Genomic DNA, 24,723 nt, shown 5'->3' on the forward strand with positions numbered 1-24,723 from the left:
TAATGGACATTTCGAAGGCGGAGCAGCGCCAAAATGTCCAAGAAAGAGGATTTAATGGACATTTCGAAGGCGGGGCAGCGCCAAGATGTCCAAAAAGACCTTTCAAGCCAGAGCATCGCCTACAATATAACAAGATGACGGCCACTTTTGCTGAATGTTTTCTTATTTCTGTCCATCATAGGCTTGATGACGGACACTTTTGCTGTTCGCTTCCTGAATTCTGTCCATCATAAACAAAAAAGTCACGGCCTGAGCCGTGACTTTCTATTATTTTACCCCTGTAAGTTCCTTCATCATTTTTTCATCCATCGGTCCGACAATTTTCTTTGTTATGACGCCTTTTTCATCGAGGATGTAGCTGGTTGGGATGGTGAAGGCCTGATAGGTTGTTCCTGCGTTTCCTGCCTCATCCAAAGGGATGGTAAAGGTTAAGCCATATTCATCAACGAATTTTTGCACTTCTTCGACGCCTTTGTCCATGTTGGTCAAATTGACAGCTAGGATTTCTACGCCCTGATCGTTATATTCTTCATGAAAATTTTGCATATGAGGCATTTCGGCCTTACATGGAGGGCACCATGTCGCCCAGAAGTTCAGGATCACTCTTTTGCCGCGGTAATCGGACAGCTTGACTGTCTCTCCTCTCAGGGTTTTCAATTCAAAATCAGGTGCTTCAGCGCCTTCCCTTAATGAAGACAGCTTAGCGCCCGGGATATCTTCAGTTGTTTCTACGGCTTCCTCAGTCGGTGCTGTTGTTTTCTTTTCGCTCTCGGTCGAACCTGGTTTCCAGATATTCACGACCAAAATGACGACAGCCAATGCTAAAATCGCGAATGATAAAAGATTTTTATTCAATGCTGTAATTCCTCCTTATTTAAACCCTGAAATACTAGCAAGTAAATTCCAAGTGCAAAGATCAGCAGGTTTTCCGCTGAAAGCAAATTCGAAAAAAGACTGAGAACGAGTGCTTCAAGCATCAAGAATAATATAGCATATTCCTTCGAAAGCTCCATTCTTTTAAAATAAAACACTCCAAAGATCAACGCCATTAGTGCCTGCACTCCAGCAGCGATGAACTCCTCTGAAAATGCGAATAGTCCGGTCCAATAGAGCAAAAAGAAAAGGAAATAAGCCGGAAGATACTCGGTCACTTTGACCATGCTTTCCTTTTTCCTTGCAATCCAATATAAATAGGCCGCAATTCCTGCAAAACCAAGGATCTGGCCTTCTGTGCCACCGTTAAAATAGAGAAGGGAGAAGGGGGTGTCAAGGAACATCTTGAAATTGAAAACGACATAGCTCAGTTTGTAGATGGCTATGTATATGAAAAAGCTGTTCCAATACCAATCACCTATGCTCTTTTTTTCCCTTGCCCGGTAGATCAGGGCACCGATAAATATGGCAGCAAACGCCGCGAGCAAATCTGCTGGCACCGTGAATCTGCCAATCGTTATATAATTCAAGCAACATCACCTTTTTTGGGCTGGTCTGACGTGAATTCAATCTGGTATCTGATGTCGATGCTTCCAATGACCGATTGAATCATGCCGCAATTTTTCAGGACAAGGGCGGCAATCTTCTCAGCTTGCTTCGCCTTATCCAATGTGTCGGTCTGCACGGCAACATCGAATGTCAACCGTTCAATCCGGTTTGCCTCTTCTGGATTCCTGACTGCTGACACATTAACGTCGATTCTTTTATAGTCTATTCTCTTCTTGTCCAGAATATTTGCCAGCACCGAAGTACTGCAGCCAGTCAAGGAGGATACGAACAGTTCCATAGGTCTGTATCCCATTTCTGCGTTCGGGGATATTGGAAGGAAACCATATTCCATCTGTCCGATAAGTTTCTCATTATAATAAGTGAATTCCATCAAAATCGCTCCTTTAATTCGAAAACTACTTTTCAGTCCAGTATGTAATCGTATTGTTAAGGATTGATTAAGAAACGGAATGGAGGGGGAGCCTGATCCAAAATGAGTGATTATGCCCATCTGTCTCAAGGCCAATATGTCCCTGATGGGCATTCATGATACTTTTGGCGATCGCCAGGCCGAGGCCGGCCCCCTCCGCTTTCGTGCTGCGGGATTCTTCAAGCCTGTAAAACCGTTCGAAAATCAGCTCTTTATTTTCCGGGTCAATATAGGTACCTTCATGGGAAAAAGTCACTCTGTATTCTGCATCAATACGCTGTCCCACTATGGCAAGATGCCCGCCAGTATCATAATCGATAATATTTTGCAGCAGATTGGACAGAACTTGTTTCAAGCCGTCTTTATGTCCAAGAACAGGAGCGTGTTCGATTTGCTGGCTCAATGTCTCGAACCTGCCTGATAGCTTCAGGTGGAACGCTGCAAGTGATTCAGCCAATGCTTGTTTCATATCGATTTCCTCGAATTGTTTTTCGGGTAAATGGGACTCCTGGCTCCATGCATCAAGCTCAGCAATCAAATCGACAATTCTTGTGATCCGTCTGGATTCTTCGAGAAGAGACCCGAAAAGTTCCTGTTCACCTTCCAATACACCGCTGTGAAGAGCTTCTAGATACCCATTGATATTCGTCAGCGGAGTCCTTAATTCATGGGCGATATCCCTTAACATTTCTTCACGCCTTGTTTGGACAACCGATAGGGTTTCGGTCATGGCATTGAAATTTGTTACGAGTTCGCCAAGTTCACCGCCTGCCTGTACATCAATCTTCGAAGGGATTGTTCCTGTTTTCACCTGAATTGCGGCAGCAGCCATCGCCTTAACTGGATTCACAATTCTTTTTACCGAAAAATAATGCAAAAGCCCGGCGGCGATGAAAGCGATGATGCTTACTTTGATCAGGAATGAATTCAGGGTTTCAACGAGCTGCTGCCCGGTCACTTGTTCATGATTGACGAGGAAGCAGGCATAGTCTTTTACAGATATTCCTGCCAGCATGATGACCAGCAGAATGACAATACTGTTGACCGCTACCAGCTTCGATAACAACAAGTTCGTGATGCTTTTAATTCGCCGCAAATTTATACCCCATTCCTCTTACTGTCTGAATATAATCCTTCGGCGTTTTTTCTTTGATTTTCTCACGGAGATTCTTGATATGTACATCGATTGTCCGCTCCGTCACGGCCTTTTCGTTATTTTCATAAATGGTATCGAGTATTTGCGTCCGCGAAAGAATTTGTCCAGGATGCTGCATGAACATATGGAGAAGCCTGAACTCAAAATTTGTCAAGTCGAGTGTTTCCCCATCAACCAGCGCCTGGCCTTTTGCCGGTTTGAGGGTAAGACCTGTAAAAGTCAGTTTCCCGCATCTGCTTGCCGTCCTTCGTAACACCGCTTCAATCCGGACCATCAGCTCGGCCGGACTGAATGGTTTTACCACATAGTCGTCAGCGCCAAGCTTAAAGCCTTCAATCCGGCTCTTTTCCGAAGCTTTTGCTGTCAACATGATGACAGGCATCATGCTTTCCAAATCGTTCCGCAGCCAGCGGCATATTTCTTCTCCGCTTTTGCCGGGAAGCATCAGGTCTAGTATAAGGATGCAAGGGTCATATTTTTCAATCATCTCCTGGGCGTCAATTCCATTGTCCGCTTCGAGAACCTCATAGCCCTCATTCGTTAAATAGATTTTGACAAGCGTCCTTATTTTGGGATCGTCTTCGACTACCAATACACTTTTGCCGATCAGTTCTTTCTTCACAAAAATAAGTCACTCCTTCAGGCATTAAGGTGGATCCTTTTAAAATCAGAATCCAAATAAACTGTAAGCTGACAGCCATGCACTGATTTTCTGCATCTGGCCTGACAGGACCAGAAAGCCCATGCCTACCATAATCATACCATTTACGAGTGCGAGCTTAGACAGATATTTATTGATCTTCTTGATTGCTTTTAATGAATAGGAAATGACGAAAGAAATGACCAGGAAAGGCACGGCCATTCCAAGAGAGTAAGAAGTCAGCAGGTACATTCCCTGATATAAAGTATCGGATGAACTGGCCAGCAGCAAGATGGATGATAGTGCCAATCCTACACAAGGTGACCATCCGCTTGCAAACGCCATTCCTAGAAAGACAGAACCGAAAGCGCCCTTTGATTTTGTTTCAGAATGGACCTTTTTCTCCATCATCAGGAATTTAATATTCAGCAAACCTGCCATCTGCAATCCGAAAATGATGATCAGTAAACCGGCAATCTGCATGACGATTGTCCTGTAATTTGCGAAAACCTGTCCCAGGAATGATGCCGAAGCCCCCATGACAATAAAAATTATACTAAAACCGATGATAAATCCGAATGAACGGGTGAAAAGTGTTGCCCGGTCGACTGCGACCTTTGACCCCTCAATTTTGCCTCCTGTTAAATGAGTTATGTAAGCAGGGAGGAGAGGGAACACGCATGGTGAGAAAAATGATAAAATCCCGGCGGTAAAAGCAAAAAATAAACCGATATCTAACATATTTATATTCACTCCTTTTCTATAAACTATATTGGGTTGTCTTTGTTAAGGATTAATGAAGAAGAACTCCCTATTATACCCCTATTGGTATATAACGTAATATATTGTATAATGACTGAGTGTGACTTTCAATTTTTTTCTCTCTCAAATGTAAACCAATTTATAATCCCGCTCGCTTGTTAGTATACTGTCTGGGTAAAAAAAATAAAACCCAGGAGAGCTCCCAGGTTTTATCCTTATGTTTTTTTATCTCCACATTTAAACCCTGTGTGGTATAATGCCAATTAATGATTTAAATTTCTTCTAATCCCGAAATAAGTGAACAGTGATACGGATGATAAAATGACCATCGACGCGATTTCAAATTTTACATCACGATAGCTAATTGAATCGTCTTTTGTGAAGTACATTAAACCAAAAATAAATACAGATAATACGATAACTGTAACGGCGATATCTAATTTCTTCATTTTATTCCCTCCAATCTATTAGTAAAGGGGTGCGATCATATTGAATCTTGAACATCTTAAGACATTCATAGCGGCTGCAAAATATGAAAGCTTCTCCCAGGCGGGGAAGATGCTGAACCTTTCGCAGCCTGCAGTCAGCCATCAAATCAGCCAGCTGGAGACCTACTACAATAAGCAGTTGTTCATAAGGGCCAACCGTAAAATAAGGCTGTCAGAGGCAGGCAAAACCCTGTATGAGCATGGCCAGCAGCTGCTGGCGTTAAATGATAAACTGGAAAGCCTGCTTGCTGAAGGGAATTCAAGCGAAACAATCAAAATTGGCTGCAGCAATACAATTGGTGAATGCCTTATATCCAAAATGATCCAGGATATTATAAAATTGAACCCTGATATAGCGAGCCATCAAATCCAGGTCACAATCGGTACTTCGGTTGAAATAACCGATTTGCTTTATGCATCCGAAATTGACCTTGCTCTTGTTGAGGGACAAGCTGGACGCTATGATTTTATTTCCCATGAATTCTATGATGACCTGCTCGTTCTGGGCGTGTCCCCGCAGCTCAGAGTTAATCCGGAAAACCAGGATCCTGAAAGACTAGAAGAAATGACCTGGCTGATCCGCGAACCAGGCTGCGCTATGAGACAGGCTACGCTTGATTTATGGAGATGCCTGAACATCGAACCCAAGTCCGTCCTTGTTTATAACAGTAATACGCTCATCAAGGAAGGGGTGAAGAATGGTCTTGGCGTCGCAATCTTTTCCAAGCTGGCCATCTGTCCGGAGGTTCAATCCAGGCAGCTCATTGTCAGTCATTTTATAGACAGGGACCGTTCCCGTCCATTCTACCTGTTAAGGAAGGATAAACAGTTCAAGTCAAGTCTCCATGAAAGAGTATGGAACTTTATTAGAAATCTAGATGAAAATCCTAATGCTTCTTGTTAAAAGGGCATTAGGATTTTTCTTTTATTTTGGCTGTTTTCGTAAAGATTGTTGTTAAAATCTTAAAGCCGATTTTAACGTGCTATAAGCAATTTTGCAGTTCGTTTTTAAGTGTGCAAGCTCTTTTCTCATAATAAGCTTGAATTTTATAAAGAAAACTAGGTCATTCAATCCAACTTAGTAGTCAATAGCAACAAAGTTGGAGAAAAGAGCCTTTATTTTTTATTTTGTTCTGCTATCTCCAGTTCAAGCTCGGTTTGGATCTTAAGGGCCTTGTGTGCATCAGATGCAAGATAATCGATGATCTGCTGTCTTTGTTCATCTGTCATCTTTGCTCCATTACCAGCCATCCGGTCCACAACAGATGTCCACTGTTCGGCGCCTTTGCTTGAATTCTTCATGATTCGGCCGATATCATGGCACTGCAGGCATGTTCCGAGGAATGCTTCCTCATTAACATCTTTTGGCTCAGGGAATACAAGGGTAGAAGCTTTTTTGATTCTGTTTGCTTCCTCCTCATTGCCTTTTTGATAAGCCAGAATCTGATCTTTTGGAACATTTGTTTTAAGTGCGATGCCGTTTGGATTCAACCCAACAGGAATTGTCTGTCTGAAATCCTTCTTTTTCGTTAAGTCAATTTTTGTGAGCGTTTTGTCGCCCCAGTTAGATCCAAACATCATGCTTCCGTCCGGACTCCATGACAGCCAGTGAATATTCTGTACTCCCCAGATCTTCCTGACAATTTTGTAATTATCCTTTGGATCAAGGACTGTCAAGAAGCCAGCACCGTTTTGCGAAGTATACCAGTACCCGTCTGGACCAAGGTATGCAATGTTCGTACCGGCTCCAGTTTTTACTGTCTTGATGAACTTTAGCTTATCAGTATCAATGATTGAAATTGACCCATCATTACGATTGCCTGTAACCAAATCATGCGTATTGCCCATAAAGCTTAAGTTAACTGGTTTAGGGATATCTCCAAATTTCTTTAAAAGCTTTTCTGTTTTAGCGTCATAAACCGCAACTTCATTATCAGCAGTGTTTGCAACTGCAACATATTTTCCGTCATTTGACATATCAAGGCCGGAACCTGTCCCTTTGCCATAGTCTGTTTCTGTCCGTTCAAGGTGTCTCATTTCCCCGGTATCAATATCGATAACAGTGATAAATGGTTCTGCCTGCAAGCTGACAAAGAGTTTTTTTCCATCAGGAGTGACGTTCAAATCCCTTGGCTTTTTACCGACATTTTTAAACACCTTAACGAGTTTAGCTGTTTTTGCATCAATCATTCCGACTGCTTCTACACCATTCAATGAAGTGAAGGCGTATTTGCCGTCATGAGATAAGGTCATGTGCTGTGGCGCAGGAGGCTTTTCGAAGCCAGGGAAATCAATATTATGAGACTCTAAAGTTTCCATATTGATCGCTAAGACGCTAGTTCCATAACGCTGTGTCGCAAATGCCCAAGTCTGGTCCTTGTTCAAATGGATGTGGTGCGGTGTACCTGAGCTTTGGATATATTTTACCGGATTCCCCGTTTTGATGTCAGCAATGGCCACCCCATTACTAACTTCGTTCGCTGAGAGGATCCAGCCTTCTCCATCCCAGTCCTTATTGGAGTCTGCGTTTCCGTTCGGCTGGTCTTTCCACCAGTTAGAAGAATAGTCTTCATGGAGTGGAGGAAGTTCCTTGCTGTTTTTATCATCAAGTGATGTATCTTTAACTGCGGCCTCAGAACATGCGGTAAGTGAGACGGCCAGTAAAGCGAATGCAGATAGTTTTAAAATCTTATTCATATGAATTTTCACCTCGCTTTGAATTTTGATTAGAACCATCCAACAAGCAGGACTAGTACAAGGGCTGCTGTTGTACCCCATGTAATCCATACGCCAGGATGTGTAAGCCATTTTGTTTTGTCATCCACACGTGAAATGCCCTGGGCAAGTCCGTATGGGCAGACTTTACAAAAAGAGTTTCTTGCCTTGTAAGATAATGCTGTATATAGAACAGCAGTAGAAGTGACAAGGAAGAAGTATTTATCCATTTTGAAGTTGACGAGTGACTCCCAGATTGTCATTGGGTTGTAGAAGTAACTCACAGTCGAGTAAGCCATGAAGATGCTGACAACCAAAGCGAGCAGAAATGTAACTGCTTTGCCTTTGTCACCTAACTTCGATTCGATTTTGTTCAAAAGCATGCTGAAGGTATTATGCGGGCATGCATACTGGCAAAAAGCCCTGTACACGATCATTGACAGTGCGAGGAAAGCCATCAGGAACAAGAATAAGAAAACGAAAAATAAATAGCCAGCTTCATAGGATAATTGGAAGCCGAACAAGAAAAGCTTTTCGTTGTCGATATCCATCCGGAAACCATTCCACAACGGCAATGTGAAAATAATGATAAAAAATGCCCATCTAGTTATTGTTTTACCCACGTAAATCCTCCTTTCCTTATCTGTAATCCTCTAAGTATTCATATACCTTGTCGATTTCTTTTTCTGTGTAAAGATGTCCGATTGCCGGCATCGTGTTGCGGCCTTTTTTGATGACATTTTTAATGTCCTCTTCCGACATCCTGTCTGTAACACCCTTTAAGTCAGGGGCAGCACCCGTAGCATGGCAATTCAGGCAAGTTCCAGTGAAAATAAGCTCTCCCTTGTTATCCTGTGGAGCCGCCGCAGGCTCGACTGCAAGCTTTCCAGGCATGAAGATCGCATACCCAATCGCCCAGATGGCCACAACATAAAATACAGCTACAAGGAGTTTCGGCACCTTGTTATGTTCAATTTTAATACCGGAGACAATATCCTCATGTTTGCTTTCATGTTGCTGATATTCTTTTTTCATGATTTACACCTGCCTTTTAATGCTGTTATAGGAACTCATCGCCTTAAATCGCTGGGGTTCAAGGCGATGAGCAATTAATGAATTTTTAATTATTGTCCCTTGATTTTTGCTTCTTCCCGCTCTTTCTGGTACTCTTCCAATCTTTCTTCAGTTGGCTTGAGGCTCATCAAGTAAGCAACAAGGTCATCCAGTTCCTGATTGGTCAGGTAATCGAAGGATGGCATGATAGAACCAGGGCTCGTTGATTGAGGATCAATCAAGTGCTGGCGCTGCCAGTCTTCGTTGTATTTCAAGCCAACCCACATTAAATCCGGGCCAGTACGGTTAGAACCTAAAAGATGTGGTAAATCATATTTGTAGTCGCCGCCCTGGGATACTGGTCCAAGGTTTTGGTTCGTATCGGCAGGCAACGCCCTGACAAATTGTGTATGGCATGTCTGGCAGCCGTTCTGGATATAAACATCTCGTCCTCTTGCTTCAGCAGAATCCTCTGGATAGTTGCGGAGTTCACCGCTTGCAGTCGCAGAGTTGATTTCCTGGTCGAAGAGGGGAAGGATGACCGTTCCGGCTACGCCGAACATCCATAAAATCAATGCAACGATTAATACAGCTGATGGTTTACGTTCCAACGTGTTCCCTCCTCATTAAGCAGTAGCAGCTTGCTGCTGTGCTTGCTGTTTTTTCTCAAGTTTTGCAAGTTTAATAGTCTTATACATATTCCATGCAAGGAAGAACTGGGCTACATACATCATCGTTCCGCCAATTGCGCGGCCTTGTACGTACGGTTCCATCATCAAGACAGTTTGCAGGAATGGTACACCTTCGATCCAGGCGAATCCCTGGACGACACCTGCAATCCATAATGAGAATGCGAAGACAAGGAAACCGACAGTAGAGAACCAGAAGTGTGCTTCCATTGCTCTCTTGCTGAACATTTCGCGGCCAACGATTTTAGGCAGAATGTAATAGATAGCTGCGAACGATGTGAACGAAAACGCGCCGAATGGTCCCATATGTGCATGCCCGACTGTCCAGTGCGTGAACTTAATGACTGAACTTACGGATGGAAGGGCTTGCAGTGGCCCCTGAAGACATGCGAAAAGGTAGAAAATCGTACCAGCCATTGTGAAGCGGAGCGGTACGCTCGTCCTTGTCTGTGACCATGAACCTTTCATCGTACCCCAGAAGTTAGCCAATACGGCCCAAACCGGTATCAATAGAACGATTGAAGGAATGACACCTGCTTTTGAAATCCAGCTTGGAATTGGACCATTCATCAAATGGTGAGGACCATTCCAAACATAGAATGTAGCAATTGCCCAGAATCCAATCATGGAAAGCTGGTGACTGTATAAAGGACGTCCTGTCAGTTTAGGAAGCAGGTAGTAAATCTGTCCGACACCGACTGTCGTCATCCAGAGACCGATTGCGTTATGTCCCAGGAACCAGCCCATCAAACCTTGCTGGACGCCACTTGGAATCCATTGTGCCGGGAAGTTTCCGACAATCCATGTCAATGGCAGCCACAGCAATGAGCCGAGGAAGTACCAAAGGCTGACGTAAAGCATTTTTTCTGTTCTTTGTCCAACCGTCTTGAAAAGGTTATAAGCAACTAGCCCGATTGCGACAAGGAGTTGAACGTCAACCCATAGCGGGAATTCGCCGTACTCGATGACCGATGTCTGTCCGAATAGCAATGCGAAGAAACCTTCTAAAATGACAATGTTATAAAATACTAGTGCGAAGTTTCCCAGCTTTTCGCTGTAAACCTTTGTTTTTGCAAGCTTTGGAATCATGTAGAACATTGATCCTACATATGCCATAGATAACCAAGCATAGATGACGAGCATTACATGCGCAGAGCGAACATGCCCGTATGTTGTCCAGCGATTGTTCAACAATTCTGGCCAGATTTGTTTTGTTGCAGTAAGAAGTCCCATACTCATGCCGATGATGATCCAAAAAACAGCAGCGATGAACCAATTCTTGGAAGAACTCCATTTTTCGTCTGTAAACATTTTGACACTCCCTTGTTCATAAAATAACCACAAATATTTCACATTTTCTTCACAATCTGCTATGTTACATGATACATCTCAACAAGAAATAAAGTTATTCAACTTTTTTATAGTGTTATCCAATTGTTTTATACTTGCTAACTAACTGGTAAAATCACAGCGTTTTTTAACAATTATGGCAAAAAAAAACAGAACGAATTTATTCGCTCTGTTTGGGAAGTTTTAGTTTTGTTCTTCTTTTTTATTATTCTTTTTACGAAGTGTATCAAGGATGAAGATAATCAGGATGGGCACTCCGATGTAATAGAAGAAATCGAAGAAAAAGCCAAGGGATTGATGGTCCATTTTTGTACCTCCTTCATTATTTGACCACATTGTAATCCGATAGATTTTTTTTTACAACCCCTTAAATATACTCTGGACGGTTTATGGAATTTCTGTTAGAGTAATTCGATAGTGATGATGATTTTAAAAAAGGGGGTGTAGGAATGGCACCGGGAGCATGGATTTTACTAATCGTCATGTTCGCATTCACCGCTTCAGCAGGAATCATCTGGGCATGGAGCAAGAAAAACGGACTTTACGATGAAAGTGTTAAATATAGAATGCTTGACGAAGACTAAAAAGCCAGGATCACAATCTTTACAATCTGCTAATTGAAAGATTCTTCACACCGGGCTTTGGTTTTATTTATTTTCCGCATAAATTCCTTCTGATGAACTCACAATCCTTTTCATTTTATACCAGTAAACTAACTTATCTTTATATCAGGAAACTACTTTCTTCTATTAAATAGAAATAATCGGCACAATGAGCTTTTACTTTGTTTTTTCAATATAATCATAGAAACATTAATCAACTTTTGCTGAGTCGTGCATAAGATGAATGTATCCGTGTTGAGAACGGCCATAATTTGCTTGAAGCATTCCTAAAAGAAAAAAAGTCATAAAAAATTCATAATTACGGTTGACAATGGGATGAATCTTTTATATTATATACCCTGTGAGGTATTTAACAACGTTATCACGTTAGAAAACATATTTTATTTTTTGCCGTTTAAAATACCCATTACCGTAATTAAAGAGAGGGAGTTAGATAATGGGAGAACAGAAAAAAACGACAATCATTTTATTCAGTGGAGATTATGACAAAGTCATGGCTGCTTATATCATTGCCAATGGTGCAGCTGCTTATGATCATGAAGTGACAATTTTCCACACTTTCTGGGGATTGAACGCACTGCGTAAAGATGAGCCGATCCAGGCTGACAAAGGTTTCATTGAAAAGATGTTTGCCAAGATGATGCCAAGAGGTGCGAACAAATTGGGATTGTCAAAAATGAACTATGCAGGCTTTGGCCCTAAGATGATTAAGGATGTCATGAAGAAGCATAATGCAATGCCGCTTCCAGACTTGATTGATATGGCTAAAGAACAGGATGTAAAACTTGTTGCCTGCCAGATGACAGTAGACTTATTTGGTCTAAAACAAGAGGAAATCATGGAAGGTGTCGAATTTGCTGGTGTAGCAGCGTATCTGGCTGATGCTGAAAACGGCAACGTCAACCTGTTCATCTAATAGATATTATTAATTGGAGGTCGACAAATGGAAACTGTTAAGACAAATGCTACAGTCGATGCAAAAGGGCTTGCATGCCCAATGCCGATTGTCAGAACGAAAAAAGCAATCAACAATTTGAATCCGGGCGAGGTTTTAGAAGTGCTCGCAACGGATAAAGGTTCAAGGGCAGATATCCAGGCATGGTCTAAAAGCTCTGGCAACCAATACCTTGGAACAATTGAAGAAGGCGATGTTCTAAAGCACTACATCCGCAAAGGCGGTTCAGGTGAAGAACAGGAAGAAACAAAATTCGAGAACATTGTTTCCAACGAAGATGTTCTTAAGAAGCTGGAAGCAAACGAAGATGTTCTTGTACTGGATGTTAGGGAACCAGCTGAATATGCATTTGGACATATTCCAAATGCGGTCTCAGTTCCTTTCGGGGATCTTGAAAACCGGATGGGAGAACTTGATAAATCCAAAACAATCCTTGTAGTTTGCCGCACAGGCAACAGAAGTGATATGGCATCCCAGGCACTAGCTAGCAATGGCTTCAAGAAAGTTTGGAATGTTGTACCAGGCATGTCCGAATGGAACGGGCCAACTGAAACGAAAGTTAATTAATTTTTTTAGAAAAATTCATACCCAGGGAGGTAAAGTACACTATGAAAGCAATGACGTCTAAAGAAGTAACAAAAAAAGTATTCAATAAAGAACCTTTATTTATCCTTGATGTCCGTAACGAGAGCGACTTCAATGATTGGAAAATCGAAGGCGAAAACTTCGAACATTTGAACATCCCTTACTTCGACCTTCTGGATGGAGTAGAAGAAATACTTGATCAGGTGCCAACTGACAAAGAAGTGCTTGTTGTCTGTGCAAAAGAGGGATCTTCTGTAATGGTCGCTGAAATGCTTGACGAGGCTGGCCGCGAAGTTTCATATCTTCAAGGCGGAATGAAAGCATGGAGTGAACACCTTGAGCCAGTTAAGGTTGGAGAGCTTAAAGATGGCGGATCCATGTACCAGTTCGTCCGTATCGGAAAAGGCTGCCTTTCTTACGCGGTCGTTTCAAACGGGGAAGCTGCTTTGATCGACGCAACAAGAATGACAGATGTATATCTTGATTTCGCTAAAGAGCTTGGCGTTGAAATCAAGCATGTATTCGATACACATCTGCACGCAGACCACATTTCTGGCGGCAGAAAAATTGCCGAAGCAACAGGTGCAACATACTGGCTGCCTCCAAAAGATGCTGATGAAGTAACATTCAACTACCAGCCTCTAGAAGATGGCAATAACGTTAAAATCGGTGAAACAAACATCGACATCAACGCTCTTTACACACCTGGCCACACAATTGGTTCCACTTCATTCGTGGTAGATGAAAAATATCTTCTGTCAGGGGATATACTATTCATTGACTCAATTGGTCGTCCGGACTTAGCTGGTAAAGCAGAAGACTGGGTAGCAGATTTAAGAAACTCACTATACAATCGCTACAAGCAGCTTTCTGATGACCTGGTTGTTCTTCCAGCACACTTCATGATCATCGAAGAGCTGAACGAAGATGGCAGTGTATCTGAAAAATTAGGTACTCTTTTCGCGAAAAACCATGGCTTGAACATCGAAGACGAAGCGGAATTCCGCAGACTTGTAACGGAGAACCTGCCACCGCAGCCAAATGCATACCAGGAAATCCGTGAAACAAATATGGGCAAAATCAACCCAGACGATGAGAAACAAAGAGAAATGGAAATCGGACCAAACCGCTGTGCGGTAAGATAAATCTGGCAAGGGGGCTTTGCTCCCCGGCCAGTATTGAAAAATACAACTTTCTAAACAACCAAGGAGGATTTTAACATGAACGTAGCAAAAGTATTAGACGCAAAAGGACTTGCATGTCCAATGCCAATCGTAAAAACAAAGAAGGCCATCACTGACCTTCAATCCGGAGACGTACTCGAAATCCATACAACTGATAAAGGCGCTGTAAAAGATCTAGCAGCTTGGGCACAATCAACTGGAAACGAACTACTGAAGCATGAAGAAGAAAACGGTGTGTTCAAGTTCTGGATGAAGAAGGCCTAATTGAACGAAGGGGGAGCTTGTCTCCCTTTTCTTTTGGTTATAAAAAGGTTATTTTTCGCGACTAACCTATTACAGAAGCATTAAATACGAAACAATGATTCAAATTAAGGAGGAAGCCTGATGGATTTATCATTTTTTATCGTCATATTTTTAATTGGCTTTATCGGTTCTTATATTTCCGGGATGGTTGGAATTGGCGGTTCAATCATTAAATACCCAATGCTATTATACATTCCGCCATTGTTTGGTCTTGCCGCATTCAGCGCACATGAGGTTTCAGGGATCAGTGCTGTCCAGGTTTTCTTCGCGACCATCGGCGGTGTCTGGGCTTACCGTAAAGGCGGATATCTGAACAAAACATTGATCATTTACATGGGCGCATCGATCCTGGTTGGTTCCTTAATCGGAAGTTACGGTTCCCGCTTCATGTCAGAAGGCGGCATCAACCTTGTATACGGTATTCTTGCTTTGATTGCAGCAGTCATGATGTTCATCCCTAAGAAAAACGTCGATGACATCCCGCTTGATCAGGTAACATTCAACAAATGGCTTGCCGCATTTTTCGCCCTGATCGTCGGAATTGGCGCCGGTATCGTCGGCGCAGCTGGAGCATTCCTGCTAGTGCCAATCATGCTCGTCGTCCTGAAAATACCAACAAGGATGACCATCGCCACTTCACTGGCAATCACATTCATTTCATCAATCGGTTCAACAGTAGGTAAGATAGCCACTGGCCAAGTAGATTTCTGGCCGGCACTCATCATGGTTGTAGCAAGTCTGATCGCTTCACCGCTGGGAGCAACCGCTGGTAAAAAAGTAAACACAAAAGTTCTTCAATACATCCTTGCAGTACTGATCCTAGGTACAGCAATCAAAATCTGGATGGATATTCTTTAGAATTCATGTATGGAAAAGACTTCGCCCCCGGCGAAGTCTTTTTGTTGTGTGTTTGGATGGTTATTTTGACAGGTTTTAAGAGTGGAGGCTCGAAGCTGTCAAGAACCCTTCGTTATTTTGACAGGTTTTAAGAGTGGAGGCTCGAAGCTGTCAAGAAACCTTCGTTATTTTGACAGGTTTTGAGAGGGGAAGCTAGAAGTTGTCAAGAAAGCGTGTTAATTTTGACAGGTTTCAAGAGTGGGGGCTCGAAGTTGTCAAGAAAGCGTGTTTATTCTGACAGGTTTCACGAGGGGAGGCTCGAAGCTGTCAAGAAACCATCGTTATTTTGACAGGTTTTAAGAGGGGAAGCTAGAAGTTGTCAAGAAAGCGTGTTAATTTTGACAGGTTTCAAGAGTGGGGACTCGAAGTTGTCAAGAAAGCGTGTTAATTTTGACAGGTTTCACGTGGGGAGGCTCGAAGTTGTCAAGAACCCGTGTTTATTCTGACAGGTTTCAAGAGTGGAGGCTCGAAGCTGTCAAGAACCCTTCGTTATTTTGACAGGTTTTAAGAGTGGAGGCTCGAAGCTGTCAAGAACCCTTCGTTATTTTGACAGGTTTTGAGAGGGGAAGCTCGAAGTTGTCAAGAAAGCGTGTTAATTTTGACAGGTTTCACGTGGGGAGGCTCGAAGTTGTCAAGAACCCGTGTTTATTCTGACAGGTTTCAAGAGTGGAGGCTCGAAGCTGTCAAGAAACCATCGTTATTTTGACAATTTTTAAGAGGGAAGGCACAAAACTGTCAAGAACCCTGTTGTAATTTGATAGCTTTCGGAGAGAAAAGAAAAGAGTCATAATAGAAAAACGATAAGAAGCTCTCTTAGCCAGATTTTTTCTTATATTGTTAATGGATTATTATGGAAGAATAATAATGACTTATATGGTGGATCTGGAAATTAAGCCTTTCGGCACATCGGAAAACCTATCAAATAAGCCGTTATCCCTATTTAGAATATACTGAATATTTTATATTATTTAGGAAATAGAAACATTCTGATAGGGAGTGAGTGAATTGTTAAAGGTCCTTTCAACTTCGGCGTTATCCCTTGCTTTGGCAGGAAGCGCAGTTTTTGCGGGAGTCAGTGCAAATGATTCCGCGGTTAAGCCGCAAAGTAAATATGAACTAAGTCTTGCTCACCATGTAGGTGCAGCTCCTGAGCTTGTTGATAGAGCTAAGGAATTAGGGATTGATATTTCCAAGGTTGATCCTGCAGAGAAAATTGCCCAGACTGGAGCAAAGTTCCAGCAGCCTGGTGACAATCATGTTGCATATAAGGAAGCAACTGGTGATATCCCGGTACTGGTTATTTTGGCTAAGTACAAAGATGGAGATGAGCCGGTTGGCGATATGAAGGGTCAAGTCCCAGCTCATTACTATGAAGATTTAATTTTTGGAAGTGAATATAATCCTTATGAGCTGCCGCAATTCCAAAAGTATGATGGCCCAGATGTTCCAAAAGACCGTACGATGCAAAATGCTTACAAGGAATCAAGTTACGGAAAAACTAACCTTATCCGCAAAGAGAACACTGAATTTGTATGGGTTGAGCTGCCAAGGGGAGCTTCTTACTATCTTGACCAGGAAGGCACATACGCTGAAGGCGGAGTGTACAAGCTTGGAAACGTAAACGGTGACGCTCATACTGGCGAATTCATTCGTGACCTGTTAAAAGCAGCAGATGATCAAGTGGATTTCTCTAAATACGCTAATGAAGATGGCGAAGTTCCAAATGTATTCGTCGTTCATGAAGGTACTGGCGCTGAATACAGCCGTGACCCGGCGCAATTCTGGTCTCATAAGTGGAGCTTGCTAAGTGCATTGTACTATGGAAAGTATTATGAAACTGGCAAGACTGCACCTCAATATGAAGGAATCAGCCAGGGCGCATGGATTGACAGAACAGTCAAAGAAGACATGACCTACGATGGAGTAGTCGTTAACAACTACAACATCCAGCCAGGTATCGGCGGTAACGTAGCTGGTTTCGATGCTGCGACTAACACGTATAAAGAAGAATCGAAAACAGGACCATTCCCAGTACAAACTGGTGTTTATGCTCACGAATTTGGACATGCTTTAGGATTGCCTGATTTCTACGACACACTTTACTCATCAGAAGGTGTAGGAAACTATTCCATGATGGCAGGCGGCTCATGGATGCGCTATCCGAATAAAGCTGAGTACGGCGGCAACTCACCAACACACTTCGATCCATTCTCAAAGGTTTTCCTAGGATGGGCTAATCCAATCGAAGTCAAGCCAGGTGAAGTAAGAGAAATAACATTGCCTGCAGCAAACAAAGCTACGGCAGACAATGGAATCGTGAAAATGGAAGTTCCGGGTTCAAATGGTACTGAATACTTCCTGTTTGAAAACATGCAACAGGATGGTTTTAACAAAGGTATGATCCGTCAGGGTGAAAACGCCCATGGTCTGGTTGCATGGCATGTGGATGAAAATGTCATTAACTTATACCAGACAGCTGGTTTCCGTCCGAATAATGTTGAAAACTGGATGAACAAGCGCTTCCAGTACAACCAGTCACAAACGGCAAGCAATGGTGATGTGGTAACACACTATGGATTATCTGTCCTTCAGGCAGATGGTTTGTATGACCTTGAGAAGAACATGAATCGCGGCGATGCTGGTGACTTCTTCAAGACTGGCAGCAAGATCACTCCTGTTTCTGGAAATGTACACTCTGGTTCTTACTACTTCTGGAAAGGCTTAAGTGATACACCTGCTGATTCTGGAATCCACGTGACGAACATCAAGGAAAACAAAGATGGATCAATCACAGCTAAATTTTTCTATAATGTTAATTCAAGCGTGAAATAAGGCTGAAAAAACCTGAGCAAGGAGTTAATCCCTGCTCAGGTTTTCTTTATGACCGGTACAAAAATATTCAGATGTCCTGGAAGAACTTTTGCACTGAATGGAAGCGGCTCGCCTTCTTCTCCGTCGATGTTGACCACATGAGGTTTGTTGGAGGATACATTCAGATAGGAGGTTCGTATATATTCGACCTCCTTGCTTTCTTCCAATTCACCTCTCAAAAGTGAAGGGATGAGGGTTGCGATTTTTGGGATGGATAACTTTTTTATGATAAAAGTGTGGAATTTACCATCATTCACGTCTGCCTCAGGGGCAAGTGCCTCAAATCCGCCCACAGAATTTGTGAGGGCAGTAAGCAAAAGGAAAGTCTCGCCTTCCCATTTCCCTCCCTCGTGTTCAACATTGATTTTAATAGCTTCGCCATTCAGGAAGGATTTTGTACCTTCCATAAAATAAGCCAGTGGGCCAAGTTTGGTTTTTTGCTCGGCGCTTACGTTGTAAGATGCTTCTGCGATCGCCCCAACTGCAAGAACATTGGCAAAATAAGACTCATTGACCTTTCCGACATCAACAGGACGAAGATATTGCTCTTCTAAAATAGAGATGGCCTCATAAGGTTCCAGCGGAATATTGAGTGCCCTGGCAAAATCATTGACTGTCCCAAGCGGTATTATGCCGAGAGCGGGCCGGTGTGCCTGTTCGGCCAGTCCATTGATGGCCTCATTGATGGTTCCGTCACCGCCCATAGCGATGACCGCATCATATAAAGCAACGCATGCTTCGGTGGCAAATGCAGCGGCATCTCCCTCTTTTTCCGTTCTTCTGATCTCTATGTCCTCATAATTGTTTCGCAATGTTTCTTCAATTTTTTCTGCATAATCATTCGCTTTTTCTTTACCTGAAGAAGGATTCACTATAACCATCGCTTTCATCCGCAACAACCTCCAAACTGTTTTGACAATCTTATTATTTACCTTTAATTCCCCGGCTATAAACCGCGTACAGGTGTGGAGAAAGGTGTTAATGAGTTAACGGAAGTGTAAAACAAAGAAAAACAGCGATTCAGTGAGAAAGTCCTTGATTTCATGTCATTATTGGGAAGAAATGAATAAAATAAGTCATTTTTGCGTTCCTTTTCATGTTTACAACCGAAATCCGGAGGAGTATGATTACAACAGTTTCAGATTTCTGGAACAAAAAACTGAATGAGTTTCATATTTCTAAATCGCTGAATCCGGCAGGAGCGGGGGAACCAATATTGTGGATGCGTCCACTTGGGGTGAAGCCTTTTCAAAAGGCAGGGCTATTCTGAGTCCTAATCCGACAGCTAACTTCGCAAGCGTTACAGAAGAGGAAGATGAAGCTTGTGTGACGACTATTCAAAAGTCCACAAGGCTGAAATCTTTTAGCCTCCGGGGGCTTTTTTGTTTTGCGTGATTTTAGATATGCCGGCTATATCTTGAACCAGTTAAACATAACTCCCTGCCAGGAAATATTAGACGCGTAATTCCTCATACTAAGGAAAGAAGGAAAACACCATGCGTAGGAGATTGTTTATTGAGCTGGACCCTCCAAAGATACTCGTCTTAGGTTTTGGGACGATTATCCTGCTGGGGGCATTGCTGCTGTCACTGCCCTCTGCTACAACTGATGGTAAGGGGCTTCCGCTGCTTGATGCATTTTTCACTGCAACATCGGCTACATGTGTGACAGGGCTGGTTGTCGTGGATACCGGTGACACCTTTACTGCCTTTGGAGAAGTGGTCATCCTGTCGATGATCCAGGTCGGCGGTTTAGGATTTATGAGCTTTGCTACATTGCTCGCATTCATCTTGGGGAAAAGAATCTCATTAAAAGAAAGATTGATCATCCAGGAGTCTTTCAACAACGAGACCGTTGAAGGAGTCGTAAGGCTTGTAAAAAGAATCCTGATTTTCACAGCAACTGCCGAGATTGTCGGCGGAATCCTGTTATCATTCAGGTTTTCGCAGGATATGGCTGCGGGAAAAGCTATTTATTTCGGCTTCTTCCACGCAGTGTCAAACTTTAATAATGCCGGATTTGACTTGATGGGAGGCTTCAGGGGCCTTACTGCCTATGCTGAAGACCCGATCGTCAATCTTACGGTGACGTCACTGATCAGCCTGGGAGGCATCGGGTTCATTGTAATGAATGAACTATTCGAATATCGAAGCACTCGCCGCTTGTCCCTGCATTCGAAAATGGCACTATCTGTTTCAAGTATTCTGGTTGTTGGCGGGGCTCTCCTGATTTTTATCCTGGAGTATAATAACCCTGCTACCCTGAAGCCTTTATCAGCGGCTGGTAAAATTTTCGGGGCATTTTATCAGGCTGTCACTCCAAGGACTGCGGGTTCAAATACCTTAAGCATTCCTGATTTAAAACAATCAACCTTGTTTTTGATCATCTTCCTGATGTTTATCGGCGCTTCTCCCGGATCAACGGGAGGGGGGATCAAGACTACCACATTTGCCGTCTTGATCGGTGCTGTCAAATCGCAAATCCGCGGCAGGGAAGATGTGACCTTCTTTGGAAGGAGGATGGATTTCTCCATCGTTTCCAAGTCTTTGACGGTTACACTTATTGCTATTTTCTTAGTGATATCCATGACAATGGTGTTAACAATCACTGAACCGGGCAAAGATTTTCTTATGATCTTTTTTGAAGTGGTGTCAGCGTTCTCGACTGTAGGACTTTCAATGGGCTTGACCCCTGAGCTGTCCTCATTCGGGAAAGTTCTAATACTTATTACGATGTTTGCGGGCCGGGTTGGTCCATTGACACTTGCTTATGCAGTGGCCAAAAAAAGAAAAGAGGACCATTATCGATATCCAGCTGGAAAAGTGATGATTGGGTAGGAGGAGTATATTATGGCAAAGCAATACGCAGTAATCGGGATGGGGCGTTTTGGGTCCAGTGTAGCGACAACACTGTATTATGAAGGAAATGAAGTGCTGGCGATTGATAAGAGCGAGCAGCATATTGAGGAATATAAAGAGTTTGTTACACATGCGGTAATCGGAGACTCAACTGATGAACAAACCTTGAAGGCTGTGGGGATCAGGAACTTCGATACGGTCATCGTGGCCATTGGCGATGATATCCAGGCAAGTATCCTCACCGTTCTGATTTTAAAAGAAATGGGCGTTTCCAATGTCGTGGCCAAAGCGCTCAACAAACACCATGCACAAGTATTATTCAAGGTTGGCGCTGACAAAGTCATCTTCCCTGAACGGGACATGGGGGAACGTGTTGCCCATCAACTGATGGCGTCTCCGAATGTATTGAATTTCATCGAGCTTTCAGATGATTACAGTATTGAGGAAATCAAGCTGCCAATGAGCATGGCAGGCAAAAACCTGATTGAAATCAATCTCCGTGCAAAATACAATATTACCGTAATCGGCGTCAAAACAGCAAATAAGGTAGATATTTCTCCAGATCCGGAGAAGACACTTCGAGCAGAGGATATTCTGATTGTCCTGGGAGAAAATGGCGACTTGCATAAATTCGCGAAAATTAAATAATGACAGTATGAGGCAGGCTGGGAAGAAGACAGCCTGCTTTTTTATTCGTTCACTATTTTGAAAATTTACAAAAAATAGACTTTCTGTTCTGGCATTAATAAAAATAGACGGCGGCCGATGAAATAAATATAAATTTACTTGAAAAGGGAGCAGGACATCAAGATGAAACGAATTATGTATATATTTTTTATCGCAGTTTTACTCGCAGGGGGACTTGCTGGCTGCGCCAACACAGAGTTGAAGGCGAAGGAAAGGGTTAAAATTGGCATCATGTTGTCTGACGTCGGACTTGGCGATCAATCTTTTAGTGATGCAGCGTTTGCCGGACTGACAAAAGCAAGGGATGAATTGGATATTCTTTTTGATTATCGTGAGCTGCAGGAAGCAGGCAGCTATGAAAAGGGGTTTACTGAGCTGGTGGAAGACGGAAATGATCTTGTCATCGGGCTTGGTTTCATGGTTCTTGAGGATTTGGAAAAAGTCGCAAAGAAATATCCGGAACAACAGTTTATACTGGTGGATTCGGTATCAGAAATGGAGAATATCACATCGATTACTTTTAAAGAAGAACAGGGCAGCTTCCTGGCCGGTGCGGTTGCCGGGATGACCACCAAATCAAAGGTCGTCGGATTTGTGGGCGGTGCGGATGTGCCGCTGATCCGCAAATTCAAATCGGGATTTGAGCAGGGTGTGAAAGCAGTCAAGCCGGATGCTGAGATAAAGGTCGCTTACTCTGAGGATTTTGGCAATGCTGACCTTGGAGGAAAGATTGCTGCAGGAATGATCGATGAAGGTGCTGATGTTCTTTATGCTGCCGCTGGTTTTACGGGAGTAGGTGTCTTGAAGGAAGCGCAAGCGAGGAAAAAGTTTGCGATCGGTGTAGATAGCGACCAATACTTTTTTGCCGAAAAGGCCATTATTACTTCCATGCTGAAGAATGTGGATATCGCACTATATGAAGCAGTTAAGGAGTTCCAATCCGAGAAGAAGCTTAAATCAAGGCAAATCGAACTGGGCATTAATGAAAAGGGTGTCGGGCTTGCACCAATCCGGGTCATCAAGCTGAGTCCAGAACAGGAAAAAACCTTGAAAGACTTGGAAGAGAAATTATCAACAAATGAAGTTTCAATTCAGCTAGATTAACAGCTGCAACTGGGGGAACAGACATGACAATTAAAAAGAAATTATTATTGAACTTATTGCTCGCCATTGGCTTATCGATTGTGATGATTTCTTTTATCATTTACAGAATGCTGATGGTCCAGGCATCTAATCAAGATTATGTACAGGTACTGCTGACCGTTCAGAACCTGGAGGCTGAAACATCGGCAACCAAACAATCGCTAAGCAATTTTTCCTTCAGTCCGACCGAAGGGAACAGGCAGGATGCATTAGCGAAAATGGAGAAGACCTCTAAAATTTTTGCTCAGGCAGAAGGATTGATTCAGCAGGAAAACAGCAAGAAAGTGTTGGACAAAGCTTTTGAAAAGTTCAATGCATTGAAGTCCGAAGCTGAGAAGGCACTTGATGATAAAATCAGTGCCGAAGTGAAGCGGCAATCGCTGCGCAGTGAGGGCGTCCTAAATGATCTGTACCTCTTGAATATCCAGGTAAATGATTATTACGATTATCTTCAGGAGGATTTGAAGAACCAGATTCAATTCATAATCCTCTCGGCAATCATCGGCAGCATCCTGCTTGTTGTTGTTGCCGGGGGAATCGGGATCAGGCTGACGAGTTCGATTACAAGGCCATTGAAGCAGATTGCCATCAATGCCCAGGAAATCGCCAAAGGAAACCTGATGATTGAAAAAGTCCCATACAAGCATAAGGATGAGCTGGGGACTTTGAATGAGTCCTTCGACATGATGGCATCTCAATTGACTTCCTTGCTGCAAAAGGTGAATAGGACAAGCAAAGAAGTGGAAGAGTTTGCAGCGGAAATTGAACAGGAAAATGTATCGCTGACAGAGATTTCTAATCAGGTAGCTGTATCAACGGATGAGCTTTCAGCAGGTGCCCAAACTGTTTCGGAAGATCTGCAGCAATCCGTCGAACTGATTGACGACATGGATAAGGAAATCATGCTGAATCTGGACTACAGCCAGGAGTCATCCTCATATAGCCAGGAAGCAGTGGAAGCAATCGGAGAAGGCAGAAAAGCAATAGAAGGGCAAAAAGTGTTAATTACAGAAAACAAAGCGGCATCCTATTCCATCCAGACAGCAACGGGCAAGTTTGTTGGTTATGCCGCTAAAATTGAAGACATGGCCAAATCTGTTTCGGCAATCGCAGCCCAGACCAATCTGCTTGCGTTGAATGCAGCGATCGAAGCTGCAAGGGCTGGAGAGGCGGGCAAAGGATTTGCGGTCGTTGCGTCCGAGGTCAGGAAGCTGGCTGAAGAGTCAAACCTCGCAACAACGCAAATTTTCGATATGGTCAATCTGTTGAAGACTGGACTAGATGAAATCGGAGAAGCTGTGAACAAAGGCGGCGCCATCGCTGATGAGCAAATGGATTCGATGAACCTGACAATGTCAGCTTTTGAAAATATCGAAGCCAGAGTCAGCGGCATCTCTGAAAAAATCACCCAGCTTGTAAGCGGAATGGAAGCCTCCAAGGAACTGGGAGCCAAGGTCCTGCACAATGTTGAATCCATCAGTGCCGTCGTCGAAGAAACAGCAGCTGGAAGTGAAGAAATTTCAGCCTCCACAACGGAACAATTATCGGCATTCGGCAACCTTTCGAAAAAGGTAACAGACTTGAGGAAACTGACCAATGAGTTGAATGAATCTGTTTCTATCTTTAAGTTTAATAAATGATTATAAGAGTATCATGGCCTGGAGCTGTGGTACTTTTTTTATGGAGCAAAATGGACACTTGGTCGAATTATTTGAAAAAGTGGTCGAAATAATCCAAAATGTGGTCGATATATCCGGAAATTTGGTCGAAATAATCTAAAAAGTGTTCGAAAAAATGAAAAAATCGCCAAAATAATGAGTTGCGCAGTAAATCATTGCATATAAAATGGCGG

Annotated in this window: 27 protein-coding genes and 1 riboswitch; of the genes, 13 read left to right on the forward strand and 14 right to left on the reverse strand. The window is 43.0% G+C overall.

Annotation, left to right across the window (positions count from 1 at the left end; genetic code table 11):
- Positions 1 to 233 (forward strand): hypothetical protein (locus FS736_RS24815; protein ID WP_222125076.1); only part of this gene is annotated, 233 nt, incomplete at its 5' end.
- A gap of 34 nt (positions 234 to 267) precedes the next feature.
- Here FS736_RS24815 and FS736_RS14925 read toward each other — a convergent pair.
- From FS736_RS14925 to FS736_RS14955, 7 genes are all read right to left on the reverse strand, one after another.
- Positions 268 to 855: a peroxiredoxin family protein gene (locus FS736_RS14925; RefSeq protein ID WP_144478655.1), complete on the reverse strand. Its 588-nt coding sequence runs from the start codon at positions 853 to 855 to the stop codon at positions 268 to 270.
- The gene (locus FS736_RS14930; RefSeq protein ID WP_144478657.1) at positions 852 to 1,463 is read right to left on the reverse strand and encodes a hypothetical protein; all 612 of its coding nucleotides are present in this window, start codon (positions 1,461 to 1,463) and stop codon (positions 852 to 854) included. The genes FS736_RS14925 and FS736_RS14930 overlap by 4 nt, the downstream gene beginning before the upstream one ends.
- Positions 1,460 to 1,873, reverse strand: coding sequence for an OsmC family protein (locus tag FS736_RS14935; RefSeq protein WP_144478659.1), 414 nt, complete (start codon positions 1,871 to 1,873; stop codon positions 1,460 to 1,462). Before FS736_RS14935 ends, FS736_RS14930 begins: the two co-directional genes overlap by 4 nt.
- A gap of 67 nt (positions 1,874 to 1,940) precedes the next feature.
- A complete protein-coding gene (locus FS736_RS14940) occupies positions 1,941 to 3,008 on the reverse strand; it encodes a HAMP domain-containing sensor histidine kinase (RefSeq protein WP_144478661.1) in 1,068 nt (355 codons plus the stop codon).
- On the reverse strand, positions 2,995 to 3,690 hold the full coding sequence (locus FS736_RS14945) for a response regulator transcription factor (RefSeq protein ID WP_260983614.1): 696 nt from the start codon (positions 3,688 to 3,690) through the stop codon (positions 2,995 to 2,997). The genes FS736_RS14940 and FS736_RS14945 overlap by 14 nt, the downstream gene beginning before the upstream one ends.
- Positions 3,691 to 3,735: 45 nt before the next feature.
- Positions 3,736 to 4,449 carry a cytochrome c biogenesis CcdA family protein gene (locus FS736_RS14950; protein ID WP_144478663.1) on the reverse strand — a complete coding sequence of 238 codons (714 nt, stop codon included), beginning with the start codon at positions 4,447 to 4,449 and terminating at the stop codon, positions 3,736 to 3,738.
- 284 nt (positions 4,450 to 4,733) lie between these two features.
- Entirely contained in the window at positions 4,734 to 4,919 is a 186-nt protein-coding gene (locus FS736_RS14955) for a hypothetical protein (RefSeq protein WP_144478665.1), read from the reverse strand.
- Between the two features lie 40 nt (positions 4,920 to 4,959).
- Here FS736_RS14955 and FS736_RS14960 point away from each other — a divergent pair, with 40 nt between their 5' ends.
- On the forward strand, positions 4,960 to 5,862 hold the full coding sequence (locus tag FS736_RS14960; protein ID WP_144478667.1) for a LysR family transcriptional regulator: 903 nt from the start codon (positions 4,960 to 4,962) through the stop codon (positions 5,860 to 5,862).
- 212 nt (positions 5,863 to 6,074) lie between these two features.
- Here the strand turns inward: FS736_RS14960 and FS736_RS14965 are convergent, their stop codons facing one another.
- From FS736_RS14965 to FS736_RS25175, 6 genes are all read right to left on the reverse strand, one after another.
- Complete coding sequence (locus FS736_RS14965; RefSeq protein ID WP_186326805.1) at positions 6,075 to 7,655, reverse strand: beta-propeller fold lactonase family protein; 1,581 nt, start codon at positions 7,653 to 7,655, stop codon at positions 6,075 to 6,077.
- A gap of 29 nt (positions 7,656 to 7,684) precedes the next feature.
- On the reverse strand, positions 7,685 to 8,296 hold the full coding sequence (locus FS736_RS14970; protein ID WP_144478671.1) for a 4Fe-4S binding protein: 612 nt from the start codon (positions 8,294 to 8,296) through the stop codon (positions 7,685 to 7,687).
- Positions 8,297 to 8,312: 16 nt separating this feature from the next.
- Positions 8,313 to 8,708, reverse strand: coding sequence for a c-type cytochrome (locus FS736_RS14975; RefSeq protein ID WP_144478673.1), 396 nt, complete (start codon positions 8,706 to 8,708; stop codon positions 8,313 to 8,315).
- A gap of 89 nt (positions 8,709 to 8,797) precedes the next feature.
- Positions 8,798 to 9,337: a cbb3-type cytochrome c oxidase subunit II gene (locus FS736_RS14980; RefSeq protein WP_144478675.1), complete on the reverse strand. Its 540-nt coding sequence runs from the start codon at positions 9,335 to 9,337 to the stop codon at positions 8,798 to 8,800.
- A gap of 15 nt (positions 9,338 to 9,352) precedes the next feature.
- Positions 9,353 to 10,726, reverse strand: a complete 1,374-nt coding sequence (locus FS736_RS14985; RefSeq protein WP_144478677.1) for a cbb3-type cytochrome c oxidase subunit I — start codon at positions 10,724 to 10,726, stop codon at positions 9,353 to 9,355.
- Between the two features lie 222 nt (positions 10,727 to 10,948).
- Entirely contained in the window at positions 10,949 to 11,071 is a 123-nt protein-coding gene (locus FS736_RS25175; RefSeq protein ID WP_260983615.1) for a hypothetical protein, read from the reverse strand.
- 143 nt (positions 11,072 to 11,214) lie between these two features.
- On the opposite strand from FS736_RS25175, the gene FS736_RS25180 reads away from it, so the two are divergent.
- From FS736_RS25180 to FS736_RS15015, 7 genes are all read left to right on the forward strand, one after another.
- The gene (locus FS736_RS25180) at positions 11,215 to 11,349 is read left to right on the forward strand and encodes a hypothetical protein (protein ID WP_260983616.1); all 135 of its coding nucleotides are present in this window, start codon (positions 11,215 to 11,217) and stop codon (positions 11,347 to 11,349) included.
- 475 nt (positions 11,350 to 11,824) lie between these two features.
- Positions 11,825 to 12,304 (forward strand): DsrE/DsrF/DrsH-like family protein, encoded by a 480-nt coding sequence (locus FS736_RS14990; RefSeq protein WP_144478679.1) that lies wholly within the window; start codon positions 11,825 to 11,827, stop codon positions 12,302 to 12,304.
- A gap of 27 nt (positions 12,305 to 12,331) precedes the next feature.
- The gene (locus FS736_RS14995; RefSeq protein WP_144478681.1) at positions 12,332 to 12,910 is read left to right on the forward strand and encodes a sulfurtransferase TusA family protein; all 579 of its coding nucleotides are present in this window, start codon (positions 12,332 to 12,334) and stop codon (positions 12,908 to 12,910) included.
- 41 nt (positions 12,911 to 12,951) lie between these two features.
- Complete coding sequence (locus FS736_RS15000; protein ID WP_144478683.1) at positions 12,952 to 14,073, forward strand: MBL fold metallo-hydrolase; 1,122 nt, start codon at positions 12,952 to 12,954, stop codon at positions 14,071 to 14,073.
- A gap of 75 nt (positions 14,074 to 14,148) precedes the next feature.
- The gene (locus FS736_RS15005) at positions 14,149 to 14,376 is read left to right on the forward strand and encodes a sulfurtransferase TusA family protein (protein WP_144478685.1); all 228 of its coding nucleotides are present in this window, start codon (positions 14,149 to 14,151) and stop codon (positions 14,374 to 14,376) included.
- Between the two features lie 120 nt (positions 14,377 to 14,496).
- Complete coding sequence (locus FS736_RS15010; RefSeq protein WP_144478687.1) at positions 14,497 to 15,273, forward strand: sulfite exporter TauE/SafE family protein; 777 nt, start codon at positions 14,497 to 14,499, stop codon at positions 15,271 to 15,273.
- Between the two features lie 1,035 nt (positions 15,274 to 16,308).
- A complete protein-coding gene (locus tag FS736_RS15015) occupies positions 16,309 to 18,144 on the forward strand; it encodes a M6 family metalloprotease domain-containing protein (protein ID WP_251665129.1) in 1,836 nt (611 codons plus the stop codon).
- Positions 18,145 to 18,179: 35 nt separating this feature from the next.
- Here FS736_RS15015 and FS736_RS15020 read toward each other — a convergent pair whose 3' ends face one another.
- Entirely contained in the window at positions 18,180 to 19,073 is an 894-nt protein-coding gene (locus FS736_RS15020) for a diacylglycerol/lipid kinase family protein (RefSeq protein WP_144478691.1), read from the reverse strand.
- Between the two features lie 284 nt (positions 19,074 to 19,357).
- A riboswitch (cyclic di-AMP (ydaO/yuaA leader) is annotated at positions 19,358 to 19,499 on the forward strand.
- Between the two features lie 180 nt (positions 19,500 to 19,679).
- On the opposite strand from FS736_RS15020, the gene FS736_RS15025 reads away from it, so the two are divergent.
- From FS736_RS15025 to FS736_RS15040, 4 genes are all read left to right on the forward strand, one after another.
- Positions 19,680 to 21,020 (forward strand): TrkH family potassium uptake protein, encoded by a 1,341-nt coding sequence (locus FS736_RS15025; RefSeq protein ID WP_144478693.1) that lies wholly within the window; start codon positions 19,680 to 19,682, stop codon positions 21,018 to 21,020.
- Positions 21,021 to 21,032: 12 nt separating this feature from the next.
- Positions 21,033 to 21,689 (forward strand): potassium channel family protein, encoded by a 657-nt coding sequence (locus tag FS736_RS15030; RefSeq protein WP_144478695.1) that lies wholly within the window; start codon positions 21,033 to 21,035, stop codon positions 21,687 to 21,689.
- A gap of 162 nt (positions 21,690 to 21,851) precedes the next feature.
- A complete protein-coding gene (locus FS736_RS15035; protein ID WP_144478697.1) occupies positions 21,852 to 22,832 on the forward strand; it encodes a BMP family lipoprotein in 981 nt (326 codons plus the stop codon).
- 23 nt (positions 22,833 to 22,855) lie between these two features.
- Positions 22,856 to 24,511, forward strand: a complete 1,656-nt coding sequence (locus tag FS736_RS15040; protein WP_144478699.1) for a methyl-accepting chemotaxis protein — start codon at positions 22,856 to 22,858, stop codon at positions 24,509 to 24,511.
- Positions 24,512 to 24,723 lie beyond the last annotated feature (212 nt).

Origin of the sequence: Cytobacillus oceanisediminis 2691, assembly GCF_007678455.1 — a bacterium.
Lineage (GTDB): Bacteria > Bacillota > Bacilli > Bacillales > Cytobacillaceae > Mesobacillus > Mesobacillus oceanisediminis_A.